This window comes from Proteiniphilum acetatigenes DSM 18083 (assembly GCF_000380985.1).
Classification (GTDB): Bacteria; Bacteroidota; Bacteroidia; order Bacteroidales; family Dysgonomonadaceae; genus Proteiniphilum; species Proteiniphilum acetatigenes.
The window spans coordinates 342,262-354,562 of record NZ_KB905694.1; the positions used below are offsets into that span (position 1 = coordinate 342,262).

Sequence of the window (12,301 nt, forward strand, 5' to 3'; positions counted from 1 at the left end):
CTATTATCGAAAAATATAAATCTTCATAAAAATAGTCATCACAATAACCTCATTTCCCCCAGAACCGGTAATAGTTGAACCATTGGTGCGGATATCTTTGCACAATGGTTTCAAGTGCTTGTACGTATTGTTCCAAAAGCCGGAATTCAGGTTTTGATCCGAGGCCCCCGGGTACAGGTTCGGCTATCCGGAAATGAAATTTGTATTTCATCCCCCGTTCACGCATGGAGAAATAGAAAATTACGGGAACCTGTAAGCGCGAAGCCAGCAGAAAAGGACCGATGGGAAAACGGGCTGTTTTACCAAGAAACCCGACTTCAGCAGTCTGTGTATTTTCTAAAAAACGGTCACCCTGAAAACAGATATATTCATGACGGTCGAGTATAGCTTTCGCCCGGAGGATATTCGATAACCCGTCCGTTTCATCAAGGGGGAGCACGTTATAGTTGCGGCTTTCACTATGCTGCTCAAGCATTTCCTTGATTTTCCGGTACTCGGCATCGAGCATGGCGATATACATTTTCTTACCGTATTTATCAAAAAAAGGGGATCCGATTTCCCAGTTCCCGACATGTGCACTCACCATGATAGCCCCTCTCTCCTGATTCAGAATTTCCAGAAAACGGGAATACGATTCATCAAAAACAAACTGATACCGGTCTTTTTTTCCTGCCGAAACAGCGACTTTATCGATGAGTGTCTGTCCGAAACGGTAATAATTCGCAAACAGGAAAAGGAACGATTGAAAGGCGCCTTTCTTCAAAATATTCCGCGCGTACCACCATGATGCTGCAGTAGCTTTCGGAGCAAAAGGAATGAAATAGACAACGACAAAAGCCAAAAAAATATACGCGAACCGCACTCCCAATCGGTCAATCAGAAAAATAAAGAAACCATAACCGAAAGAGCCTCCACGCGTTTTCCCGCTCCATTCCTTGTCGTTATTGTCGCCCATTCATTTTTGATTCTATAAAATCATAGAAGTCTTGAAAAGTGGCTATTTCCCTGAAATCAGTCGCTTTGGGTGTGAAGTGAAAATTTTGCTCTATCAGCACTACCATATCCACCAGATCGAGACTGTCCAGATCGAGCGTTTCCATAAGGTGTGCCCCGGGCGTAATTGTCTCGATATCCACTTCGAACTCCTCTGCAAGATTTTCGTTAATGAGTTTGATAAGTTCCGTTTTATCCATGATTCAATATAAGATGATTGCGTTCATTAAAATTAGTCATTTTCTTGCTTGAATTTCCTGATTACCAACGATGAATTGGTACCTCCAAAACCAAATGAATTCGATAAAAAAGTATCAAAAGAATGATGTATTGTTTTTGTTGGAATGTTGAGTTGGGGGGCATCGTCATCTGCCTGTTCAAAGTTGATAGTCGGAGCGATAAAATCATTTTGCATCATCAACATCGAATAGATCACTTCGCTCGCACCCGCCATCCACATTTCGTGCCCGGTCATCGCTTTGGTAGATCCCACATAGGGTTTATGATCGCCAAAAACGGCATCGATCGCTTTCGCCTCGTTCAGGTCGCCTACGGGCGTGGAAGTAGCGTGTGCATTGAGATAACTGATTTCTTCAAGCGAAATGCCGGCATCGCGTATCGCCATCTCCAAAGAACGTTTCGGGCCATCTACATTGGGTACGGAAATGTGGTTCCCATTGGATGAAAACCCATAACCCGCCACTTCGGCAAGGATGGGTGCACCACGCCTGACTGCCGACTCATAACTTTCGAGAATGACCGTAGCCCCACCACCGCTTGGCACTAATCCGTCGCGGTTTCTATCGAACGGGCGGGATGCTTTTGCCGGTTCGTCTTCGCGTACCGAAAACGCCGAAAGCCCGTCAAAACTGCCTATGGAAAACAGATTTACCTCCTGCGCCCCACCACATACAATGCAATCCTGAAGTCCCTGTTTAATAAGCAGATAACCTATACCGATAGCGTGCGAACCACTTGCGCAAGCGCCCGACACAGTAAAATTGATCCCTTTCAGTTTGAATATAACCGACAAGTTCATTGTGATGGTAGAGTTCATACTCTGAAAAATAGAACCTGAACCCACCAACGCAGTATTTCTTTTTTGACGAATGATATCGCAGGCCTCAATAACCGGTTGAGCAGAACTGTCGTTGCCGTAGAGAATTCCTACTTCGTTATTTTCCAGAAAATCATTGTCGATCTTTGCCTGTTCAAAAGCTTCTAAAGTGGCTACGTAAGCATATTTTCCCTGCTCGGGAATCCCTGCACGTTGACGGCGGTCGAGCTGAGTTTTCAGGTCGGGCACTTCGAGCAGACCCGTGAGTCCTGAACGAAAGCCAAATTCCTTCCGGACAGGATCAAACCCGATACCTGATTTCCCTTCATATAAAGATTGACGAACTTCGTCTTTGTTTTTTCCGATACAGGAATAAATACCCATTCCTGTGATAACTACTCTGTTCATATAATGAATTGACGATTACGTATAAATCCCCCCGTTGATTGAAATCACTTCGCCCGTGATGTAACCGGCTTCATTGGAAACAAGAAATCCGACGAGGGACGCCACCTCTTCAGGCGTCCCGAATCTTCCGCAGGGGATCATTTTTTTCAGTTCGTTTTCATCCAAATCCTGTGTCATATCCGATTTGATGAAACCCGGCGCCACTGCATTCACAGTAACTCCTTTTTTTGCCACTTCCTGTGCAAGCGCTTTGGTTCCGGCAATTACACCGGCTTTGGATGCGGAGTAATTTGTCTGACCCGGCATGCCTTTTATACCGGACAAAGATACAATATTCACAATCCGGCCAAAACGTTTTACAAGCATATTCTTCACCAACAGACGTGTAATATTATAAAATCCGTTAAGACTGACATTGATCACGCTGTCCCATTCGTGTGGTTCCATCCAAAGCATCAGGTTGTCTTTACGGATGCCGGCATTGTTGACAAGCACTTCGATATAATGGTCGGGATGATTGGCTGCCCATTCATTAAGTACGAAAGCCACCTGTTCGCGGTCAGCCACATCAAAACGCAGCAGTTCACCATCAGATCCCGCATTACGGACAGCTTCCAATGTCTGCCCTGCTTCCTGCGGGCTGTTGTTATAATTGATCAAAACGCTGTACCCCATCGATGCCAGGCGAATGCAGATTGCCCGTCCGATACCCCGGCTTCCGCCCGTTACGAGTGCATATTTTGTCATGATACAATACTTTTGGTTTTCAGATATTCAACAATCCGGTTAATATCTTTGTATCTGGGTTTATCATCCACAAATGTAGGAAAAAAACTTCTTGTTTCATGATAAATTTCCTGGCTTTTTGGGGATAACTTCTCCGCCGCCTGCAAACAATCAACAGCCTGAACAATAGCCATATAATGAATTGCCATTACCTGAAAGCCGTTTTCGATAACCGTCTTGGCGAGCAACGCAGAGTTGGTCCCCATACTTACGATATCCTGGTTGTCGTTATTGTTGGGGATGCTGTGTAGATACATCGGATAAGAAAGGGTCTGGTTTTCAGCTGTGGTGGATGTAGCAGTAAACTGCATGGCTTGCATCCCATAGTTGAGCCCGAGCGTGCCGAGATTGACGAACGGAGGAAGAATTTCGTTCACTTTATCATGCATCAGGTAGTTGAGTTGACGCTCCATCAGCATAATCATTTTGGTAACGGCAATTTTCAGTTTATCCATTTCGAAAGAGATATAATCGCCATGAAAATTCCCACCATGATAGATATTTTCCGAAGAACAATCTATGATTGGATTGTCACTCACCGAATTAAGTTCATCTATAATCACTTTCCGGGCAATTTTCACTGTATCCCACACAGGTCCGAGCACTTGCGGCACACACCTGAGCGAATAATAGGGTTGCACTTTCTGTTTGAAATGCGAAGCTTTTGTACCGTTATAGAGTTCTTTCTTACGGTTTCGGAGCAATTTGCTATCCTTAAGCCACTCGCGCATAAACGCTGCCGTCTCGACCTGGCCGTTATGCTGCTTAACACCATTGAGTTCAGGTGCCAGAAAATCGTCGTATGATTGGGCAATTTCATTCATCATGGCTGATGCCACGAGTGCGTGGTGGAGCAGTTTCCTGGCAAGAATGAGATTGACCAGCCCTACACCGGTCATCATAGATGTACCGTTTGTGAGCGCCAATCCTTCACGAATATGCAGTTTGAACGGCTCGATGCCGGTTTGCTTCATCACATCAGCCGTGGATTGCAGTGTACCATTGAAAAATACTTCCCCTTCACCGATCAGTGCAAGTGCAATGTGTGCTAATTGGACCAGATCACCGCTGGCTCCTACACTTCCGTGTGAGGGCACATAAGGGCAGATATCGAAGTTGATAAAATCAATCAGCGTCTGGATCAGTGCGGGATGAATGCCGGAGTAACCCTGGGCAAATGTACACAGTCGGTCTATCATTGCCGATTTCACGTAAATGGGCTCAATGGGTGACCCCACCCCTACAGAATGACTCCGGATGATATTATACTGAAGTTGATTAATTTCCTCATCCTTAATGTGATATTGCGCCATTGGACCAAAACCGGTATTGACACCATAAATCACTTTATCGATGGAAAACTCTTGTAAGAAATGAAAACTTTTTGTAACCTTGTCTTTTAACTTTGATGACACTTCTACTTTTGCACCACCAAAGAGCAATTGCTCAATTTCATCTATATCAACACTTTTCTCACTTATTTCTACAATTTTTAACGGCATACATGAAGAAGTTCTAATTGTCCACAAAAGTACTCAATTTTTTCGGGATGTCAAATAACGATTCCACAAAGGAAATTTGTATTTTTGCACTCAACCGTTTCATACACCGACATCACCTATTTGTAAAACTGATTCAATTTTGAAACTACTTCCTACATATATTTTCTATTTTCTCACTCTTATTTTCTGCTTTTCAGCAGCACCCTTCCTGTCTCAGGCACAGCAATCTGGCTTCATTCACGGGGTTGTGGTGGACAGCATAACCGGGGAGCCGGTCTCGTTTGCCTCGGTACAATTGGAAAACACCACCATCGGTACCGCCACAGATATCGACGGGTATTTTAGCATAAGATACTTACCTGGAAACCGGAAGATTATAATCTCATCGATTGGCTTTGAAACAAAAACCGAGACATTACCGGAGCGAATCGGCACAGGAGAGATTATCCGGATCCGCCTCAATCCGTCTACCATCGGACTGGCCGAGGTAGTGGTAAGACCCGATAAACCGCGTTATTCGCGTAAAAACAATCCGGCGGTGGAACTCATGAAGCAGGTGATTGCAAACAAAGAACAAAACCGGATAAAAAACATCCCTGGGATAGAGTATGAACAATACGAAAAGTTGACGCTTTACTGGGATAATTTCAAACTGGAAAACCGTTTACTGAAGAAGAACTTCGGATTTATCGAGAATCATCTGGATACTTCTATTTTCACCGGTAAACAGGTATTGACCCTCTCAATGCGTGAGATGCTTACAAATGTACGTACCGATAACATCTCCGGCGGTCTGAAAAAAAATATTATTGCCAGACGAAGCGAAGGAGTGGAAGAAACATTTAACGACGGATCGATGGATGTTTTTCTGGAGCAGGTGTTCCGGGAAGTGGACATCTACGATGATAATATCGATGTGCTGCTCAATCAATTCGTCAGCCCTACCTCATCGGCATTGGCTACGCTTTATTACAAATTTTTTATCCAGGACACGTTGACGATTGACAATATCCGGTGTGTGAACGTAGCATTTTTCCCGTTCAATCCTGAGAGTTACAGCTTCAACGGAAATCTCTACATCGCCATCGACAACAATTTTGCCATCAAGCGGGCCGACCTGTCCATACCCCGAAATATGAATATCAATTTCCTCGAAAATTTACGGGTCATACAGCATTTCAACCTGCAGGAAAACGGATTATGGACAAAAGAAAAAGAAAATGTATATACCAATTTCGCCATGAGTGATTTTCTCACCAAAGTGTATGCACATCAGGTTCGTTCGTACCGCTATATTGAAAACGGAAAGATGGATTATCCGGAAAAAACAGATGAAGCGTTCTGGCAAGACCATCGGCATGTAGCGCTGAAAAGGGTCGAATCCGATTTACCCAAACTAATGGATGAACTGCAGGACGTTCCTATGTACAGGAGATTTGAGAAATTCCTTGAAATAATCATTACAGGCTACATCAAAACATCAAACGAACGGCAGTCGAAAAGTAAAATAGACATTGGGCAGGTGTGGACATTTTATGGTAATAACCCCATCGAAGGACAACGCCTTCGGCTCGGTGCCATGACCACAGCACATTTTCATTCCCGCATTTTTCTTTCGGGATATGGTGCCTACGGGTTCAAAGACCAAAAATGGAAATATTCGGCTACCGCCGGCTATTCTTTTGTAAAAAAACAAAACTACTGGCAGGAGTTTCCACGCAACGATTTATCGTTCACAACCGAATACGACCTTTATTCATTGGGTATGCAAATGAACGACGCCCTGAAAGACAACCTGTTCGTGGCGCTTGGCACAGCCGGAATCTCCAACCGGAGTTATCAGAACCGGTATAAACTGGCATACACCGTCGACTGGATGTCGGGACTGGGCGTTTCGGCATGGTGGAAACACACCAAAGACACACCTGCCGGCGCATTGGAATATCGTTTACAGGTTAATGAAAATGAACTGATAGATATTTCCGGTTTCACATTATCGAAAGTGGGAGGCGAGATTTCATTCGCACCAGGGATGCAGGATTATGGTGCAAACAGGGGCGGGCGCAACGCCAAAATAAATTTCATCAACGACAACATCCAATTGAAACTGATGCACGAATATGCCTATCGCGGATTTTCAGGTGGCGATTATGCCTATCATCAATCACAGGCAACTGTTTCAGACAGGTTTTGGCTGTCGTCGTTCGGCCATATCGACGGCTATGTCTCCGCAGGGAAAGTATGGAATCAGGTGCCGTTCCCAATGCTTGCCAGTCCGGAAGTGAACCCATCCGTCTTTATGGAAAAAAACCGGTTTCACTTGATACAACCGTTCGAATTCGTATCGGATGAATATATTGCCTTGCACACAAGTTATTTCCTGAAGGGATGGATCCTGAATCGGATTCCGCTGATCAAAAAGTTGCAGTTGCGTGAAGTGGTGACCTTCAGTGGTTACTACGGTAACCTGACCGATAAAAATAACCCGGCGAAAACTTATGGACTGTTTCTCTTTCCCCGGTCGGCACACCCGATGAATGGCGATATATATATGGAGGGAAGTGTGGGAATAGAGAATATATTCAAAGTCTTCCGGGTGGATTATTACCGGCGGTTCACTCATCTTGACCTGCCCGGAGCAAAAAAACAGGGTATAAAAATAGGCTTTCGGTTTGCCTTTTAGCGTGCCGAAAGCCTCTCTTCTATATTTTTACGATAAAAACTATCTCACATTTTTCATCGCTCCCCGAAGCGCGCCTGCCCAAAAATTGCGAAGGCCGAAGCCACGTGCCTTACCGGTCGCTTCCTGCTGAAAGATAACCTCTTTGGTATCCTGGTCAAAAACCACGAAAGTGAATGTACCGTGATTGCCCGTTTTGTTGAGCAACCCGGCAACAATTACGGCGCCATATTGGCTGTCACCTTGTTTCTCAATCTTTGCTACTACCTGATCAATATCGGCATCAGTTACAGCATACTTGTTATCGTCTGTAAATAATTCACTTCGCGGGATATTGTCCACATCCTGTTTCACCTGCCTGTTAAAAAGTTCGTCGCTTCTGACGCCGAACGCTTTACTCGCACTATATGTTTTAGGTTCCGACTCAAACAGATCATTGATCCTTATAAATGCGTCCAGGAACTGGTGGGCAGTCTCATCTGCGCCGTAAACTTTGGCATAGGTAAAATCAACACCGTAGAAACTCAAATGGTCGATATCTTTTAAATCTCCCTTCTGGGCGCTCGCATTCTGTGATGCTCCCATACAAACCAATACGATTGCGACTAATAGATTTTTTTTCATGATGAATGATGTTTTGTTAGTTACATGAGATACAATATTTATAGGACAAAGGTAAATAAATAATAACTGAATTTTTACAAAAATCAGATAGAACTTATTTATTATGAAAGCCGGAATTCCCTATCTCTCATGAGCCGTCCCTTGCCGGTTGGCAGCTACCATTTTATAAAGTTGATCGTTAGGGCGGATCTTTTCATTGGTTCTGATAGAAAAGTGGTCTCCTTTCACCGCTTCGGGAACGGTGGTAAGATCTACCCTGATATCATCGGCAGTAATAAAGATGGCACCGGTGGTAGGTCCTGTGATTAATAGTTCGTCTCCCGGTTTTACCGATTGGGTTTCCACCAGGAACTCTGTTACGCCGAGTTTTCCGAAATGCTTGACGGCTTTCCCAACGTACACTTTTCGTTTGGTGGCACCCGATCCGTAGCGGTGTGTCCACTCTCCTAACCGCTGCCCGAGGTAATAGCCGTCCCAGAACCCACGATTGAATACGGTGGAGAGACGCTCGTTCCAGTTATTTATCTTCTCTTCCGTATATGTGTCGTTACAGTAAGCCTGTACCGCCTCCTTGTAGCATGAAGTAACCACCCTTACATATTCCGGGCCTCGTGCACGTCCTTCAATTTTGAATACCCGTACGCCGGCATCCATCATTTTGTTCATAAAGTGGATAGTCTTGAGATCTTTAGGCGACATAATATATTCATTATCGATCTCCAGTTCTATCTCGCTGGTTTTATCCTTGACAATATATCCTCGTCGACAAATCTGGTTACAGGCTCCCCGGTTGGCCGAGAGATCCTTTTCATGCAGGCTGAGATAACACTTCCCTGAAACCGCCATACACAGGGCTCCGTGACAAAACATCTCGATACGGATCAACTCACCCGACGGTCCCTTGATTTGCTGGTCGACTATATCCCGATAAATAGAAGCCACCTGATCCATATTCAACTCACGTGCCAGCACCACCACATCGGCAAACTGCGCGTAGAACTTCAACGACTCGGTATTACTAATATTCAATTGGGTGGATAAGTGTACCTCCACTCCAATACTCCGCGCATACATCAACACCGCCACATCGGCGGCAATAACAGCCGACAGATTTGCCTCCTTCGCTGCATCCACCACCTTTCGCATCAGTTCCATGTCGTTGTCGTAGATGATGGTGTTAACTGTAAGATAGCTTCTTATATTATGATCGTAACAAATAGCCGCGATGTTGTGCAAATCGGCAATGGTGAAATTATTGGAAGATTTTGCGCGCATATTCAACCCTTCGATGCCGAAGTAGATGGAATCCGCACCGCCCTGTATAGCCGCCGTCAGCGATTCATAAGATCCTGCCGGTGCCATTATTTCATAATCCTGAATATTCTTCATTCGTAAGCTGTAAACTGAGAGTACAAAGGTACAAAAAATCAGCCAATCAGATAAAACATAAAACGGATGCAACTCATACGAGTACATCCGTTTACCATTATTACTATTGGATCATTTCCCTGAGAACCTTAACCACAAGAAGGAAACATCCGTTCTGTATCCGTCGAGGAGATCTATTAATACCATTATTAGAATTAATTATCCTCTGTTTTCACTATAAAACTCTCTGCATCGCGATATGCCTGAGACATTACATCCTCTACCACACCTCCTATCATCGAACTAAGCATGGCTGAATTCAACCGTGATACGTAGATCTTACCATCCTTTTTTTCATAGACCGAGATACGACAGGGCATCATGTTGGAATAAATGCGAAGAGTATCTTCCGACAAAAGCCGGTAAGCATAATCGGGCTTGCATAGTTCGATCACTTTTACTCGATTCACATCTTTACCGTTCTTTCTCATCGTTTCCTGCAGATCGTGAATGTAAATCACTTTCCATCCACTTTCCGAAATTATTTCGGAGAGCTTGCTTACGGTTTCTTCGAATTCGTATTTACTTTTACTCTCAAAAAACATCTGATCCATCTCTCCCAAATTTATGACTTTTTCAACAGTACCTCTTCGATAGCCTGTTTGAAAGCATCTTTCGGAAGTGCGCCCTGTGCCATCTGCGGGGCTTCATCCATCGGGACAAAGAGTAAGGAGGGAATACTCCGGATACCGAATTCGGCAGCCAACTGCTGTTCAGCTTCGGTATCCACTTTGTAGATATAGATTTCACCATCATATTCACTGGCTAATTCTTCCAAAATGGGAGAGATCATTTTACACGGGCCGCACCAGTCAGCATAAAAATCGATAATACAGGGTTTATCTCCAAGATAAACCCACTTGTCGGGATTTTCTTCGAAATTGGCCACTTTCGTCAAAAATTCGGCTCTTGTTAACTGGATTGTCTTTTTTGTTGTTGTCATACTATTTTCTGTTTTTGTTATATTCGTGTCCAAATTTGTTTCCGCACTCTCCGAAGAGTTTTTCTGCGCGGTGTTGCCGCATGACGACAAGACAAATACCAGGGTTGCTGCCGCCATTAAAAAATTCGTTCTCATTGCTTGATATTTTTAGTCATTTTTTTTGAAGTCATTCTCTGATATTTCCTTTACTCCCCCCAGTTTCTTATCTTTTGAGAAGAGGTCGAAAAGAAGGTAACCAACCAGCGCCCCGTAAATCATCATCCTATAGGGATTGGAAGTGATAGGGCAGGTTCCGCTCAGACATCCCACGTAATGGTAATAAATATAACCAACCATTGCCCCGACTAATATTCCGGCTATCCTCAACCAGTGTTTCTTAAAAAAATCTTTCATCATATTTATATTATTTCCTGCTAAAATCTCCAATCTCTTACTATTTCTTACTTCCGACTCGCACTTCTTCACTTCTCAACTTCTATCCTTTATTGCGCAAAACACACTATCCTACCCATTTTTTCAACATTCCACCTTATTCTCGCCACAGTGCATAATACATTTCAATACATTCGAGAATCGCTTATCGCTAAGCGAATAGAAACTGTTCTTTCCACTTTTACGACACCGGAGTATCCCTTTTGCCCTCATATCTGTCAGATGGTGAGACAGCAGCGATTGCTCACAGTCCATTTGCTCCATCAATTCAGTCACCGACTTTTCATCGGCTTGAGTAAGCTGCATAATCACACACAGGCGGGTTTCATTAGCCAGTGCCTTCAGAATATATGCCGCCTCCTCAAATTGGGAACGATCTATTTTATTTCTTTCCAATACAACTGTTTCTTTTTCCATTTTTATCATACTGAAAATTTAAACAAATATATGAACATATATTCATTCATTTTTGTTCACCAAAAGTACAATACTTTTTCTCATTCACAAAATTTTATCTGATTATTTTATTGAAGGAATAATTACTAATGAAGAGTGAAGAACTAAAAATTAAAAGTGAAACGATTAAACAATTAAATGCTACAAAAGACTTCTCAACTTTTGATTTCCCAGTTCTAAGTTCTCAACTTCTTATTTGACTACGTCGATTTTCAATTTTAACTTCTTTATTAGTCCCACTGGCTCATTAAAACACTTTAATATAGTAGGTCAGTTTCGCCTCGATCACACGGGAGGCCGAACGGGAAAAATAGGCTTCCTCGCTACGACGACTGGTAAAAATATCACCCAGTCCGAAATAGTAGCGTCCCTCCAGGTCAAAATCACCAATACCGGTTTTCAACTCCATCCCTATTCCTCCGACTAAGCCATAATCTATCCGTTTCAGTTCATATATTCCCTCGTACTGCATCCCGATTCTCAGTTCGGGATCTTCAGCTCTCCTTGCCTCCAGATCCTCCGCCAATGCCTGGCTCATTTTCTGGCTATCGCCAACCAGCAGAGATATCTGCGGACCGAGATTCAGGATAAAGCGTGTTTTTTCTCCAGCATAGATGTGCGTCATAAATGGTATTTCAACATAGTTCAGTGTCCTGCTGTAAGAAAAATCAGAAGCCGGATCAAATTCCTCTTTCCACCCCCGTTGTGCATAGTTGACCTCCACAACAAGTCCCAGATTTTTTTCAGAAATATATTTCGCCGAGATACCTCCAAAGACTCCCTGCTTGAAAGCCAATGGTACAGCCGGTACAAAATCCACTTTCGAGAAAAGGGGACCTCCTCCGGCTCCAATATACAATTCGCCTTTGAATGTTTCCTTCTTCTGGGCATACGATGAGGAAACACCGAGAAAGAGTAAAAAACATACAACAACAGGTTTAAGAAAGGATTTCATCGGTTTTGTCTGTTTTGATGATTTGGGAATGTTCCCG

At 43.6% G+C, this 12,301-nt stretch carries 13 protein-coding genes; 1 reads left to right on the top strand and 12 read right to left on the bottom strand.

Translation table 11 applies throughout. The features are described from left to right. Positions 1-49: 49 nt before the first annotated feature. The 5 genes from F597_RS0105785 to flxA are packed head-to-tail and all read right to left on the bottom strand — an operon-like array spanning position 50 to position 4,746. Positions 50-955, bottom strand: a complete 906-nt coding sequence (locus F597_RS0105785) for a lysophospholipid acyltransferase family protein (RefSeq protein WP_019538778.1) — start codon at positions 953-955, stop codon at positions 50-52. Continuing rightward, positions 942-1,193, bottom strand: coding sequence for an acyl carrier protein (locus tag F597_RS0105790; protein WP_019538779.1), 252 nt, complete (start codon positions 1,191-1,193; stop codon positions 942-944). Before F597_RS0105790 ends, F597_RS0105785 begins: the two co-directional genes overlap by 14 nt. A gap of 32 nt (positions 1,194-1,225) precedes the next feature. Next, positions 1,226-2,458 (bottom strand): beta-ketoacyl-[acyl-carrier-protein] synthase family protein, encoded by a 1,233-nt coding sequence (locus tag F597_RS0105795; RefSeq protein ID WP_026327165.1) that lies wholly within the window; start codon positions 2,456-2,458, stop codon positions 1,226-1,228. Between the two features lie 15 nt (positions 2,459-2,473). Beyond that, positions 2,474-3,205, bottom strand: coding sequence for a flexirubin biosynthesis SDR family reductase FlxB (flxB, locus tag F597_RS0105800; RefSeq protein WP_019538781.1), 732 nt, complete (start codon positions 3,203-3,205; stop codon positions 2,474-2,476). Beyond that, positions 3,202-4,746 (bottom strand): flexirubin biosynthesis tyrosine ammonia-lyase FlxA, encoded by a 1,545-nt coding sequence (gene flxA, locus F597_RS0105805; RefSeq protein ID WP_019538782.1) that lies wholly within the window; start codon positions 4,744-4,746, stop codon positions 3,202-3,204. Before flxA ends, flxB begins: the two co-directional genes overlap by 4 nt. Before the next feature lie 139 nt (positions 4,747-4,885). On the opposite strand from flxA, the gene F597_RS0105810 reads away from it, so the two are divergent. Continuing rightward, entirely contained in the window at positions 4,886-7,429 is a 2,544-nt protein-coding gene (locus F597_RS0105810) for a DUF5686 and carboxypeptidase-like regulatory domain-containing protein (RefSeq protein WP_019538783.1), read from the top strand. A gap of 39 nt (positions 7,430-7,468) precedes the next feature. On the opposite strand, the gene F597_RS0105815 is transcribed toward F597_RS0105810, so the two are convergent. From F597_RS0105815 to F597_RS0105850, 7 genes are all read right to left on the bottom strand, one after another. Next, positions 7,469-8,050: a hypothetical protein gene (locus F597_RS0105815; RefSeq protein ID WP_026327167.1), complete on the bottom strand. Its 582-nt coding sequence runs from the start codon at positions 8,048-8,050 to the stop codon at positions 7,469-7,471. Between the two features lie 120 nt (positions 8,051-8,170). Next, a complete protein-coding gene (locus tag F597_RS0105820; RefSeq protein ID WP_026327168.1) occupies positions 8,171-9,439 on the bottom strand; it encodes a peptidase U32 family protein in 1,269 nt (422 codons plus the stop codon). Positions 9,440-9,633: 194 nt separating this feature from the next. Continuing rightward, positions 9,634-10,032, bottom strand: coding sequence for a DUF302 domain-containing protein (locus tag F597_RS0105825; protein WP_139224032.1), 399 nt, complete (start codon positions 10,030-10,032; stop codon positions 9,634-9,636). Positions 10,033-10,043: 11 nt separating this feature from the next. Further along, on the bottom strand, positions 10,044-10,556 hold the full coding sequence (trxA, locus tag F597_RS0105830) for a thioredoxin (protein WP_026327169.1): 513 nt from the start codon (positions 10,554-10,556) through the stop codon (positions 10,044-10,046). A 12-nt stretch (positions 10,557-10,568) separates the two neighbouring features. After that, positions 10,569-10,817, bottom strand: a complete 249-nt coding sequence (locus tag F597_RS0105835; protein WP_221406094.1) for a DUF6132 family protein — start codon at positions 10,815-10,817, stop codon at positions 10,569-10,571. A 120-nt stretch (positions 10,818-10,937) separates the two neighbouring features. Further along, positions 10,938-11,270 (bottom strand): ArsR/SmtB family transcription factor, encoded by a 333-nt coding sequence (locus F597_RS0105840; protein WP_139224031.1) that lies wholly within the window; start codon positions 11,268-11,270, stop codon positions 10,938-10,940. A 286-nt stretch (positions 11,271-11,556) separates the two neighbouring features. Further along, entirely contained in the window at positions 11,557-12,264 is a 708-nt protein-coding gene (locus F597_RS0105850; protein WP_019538791.1) for a porin family protein, read from the bottom strand. Between the last annotated feature and the right edge of the window lie 37 nt (positions 12,265-12,301).

Excerpts from the sequence above, each read along its gene's own strand:
- F597_RS0105785 (WP_019538778.1), bottom strand. The coding sequence starts at position 955 with ATGGGCGACAATAACGACAAGGAATGGAGCGGGAAAACGCGTGGAGGC.
- F597_RS0105790 (WP_019538779.1), bottom strand. The coding sequence starts at position 1,193 with ATGGATAAAACGGAACTTATCAAACTCATTAACGAAAATCTTGCAGAG.
- F597_RS0105795 (WP_026327165.1), bottom strand. The coding sequence starts at position 2,458 with ATGAACAGAGTAGTTATCACAGGAATGGGTATTTATTCCTGTATCGGA.
- flxB (WP_019538781.1), bottom strand. The coding sequence starts at position 3,205 with ATGACAAAATATGCACTCGTAACGGGCGGAAGCCGGGGTATCGGACGG.
- flxA (WP_019538782.1), bottom strand. The coding sequence starts at position 4,746 with ATGCCGTTAAAAATTGTAGAAATAAGTGAGAAAAGTGTTGATATAGAT.
- F597_RS0105815 (WP_026327167.1), bottom strand. The coding sequence starts at position 8,050 with ATGAAAAAAAATCTATTAGTCGCAATCGTATTGGTTTGTATGGGAGCA.
- F597_RS0105820 (WP_026327168.1), bottom strand. The coding sequence starts at position 9,439 with ATGAAGAATATTCAGGATTATGAAATAATGGCACCGGCAGGATCTTAT.
- F597_RS0105825 (WP_139224032.1), bottom strand. The coding sequence starts at position 10,032 with ATGGATCAGATGTTTTTTGAGAGTAAAAGTAAATACGAATTCGAAGAA.
- trxA (WP_026327169.1), bottom strand. The coding sequence starts at position 10,556 with ATGAGAACGAATTTTTTAATGGCGGCAGCAACCCTGGTATTTGTCTTG.
- F597_RS0105835 (WP_221406094.1), bottom strand. The coding sequence starts at position 10,817 with ATGATGAAAGATTTTTTTAAGAAACACTGGTTGAGGATAGCCGGAATA.
- F597_RS0105840 (WP_139224031.1), bottom strand. The coding sequence starts at position 11,270 with ATGGAAAAAGAAACAGTTGTATTGGAAAGAAATAAAATAGATCGTTCC.
- F597_RS0105850 (WP_019538791.1), bottom strand. The coding sequence starts at position 12,264 with ATGAAATCCTTTCTTAAACCTGTTGTTGTATGTTTTTTACTCTTTCTC.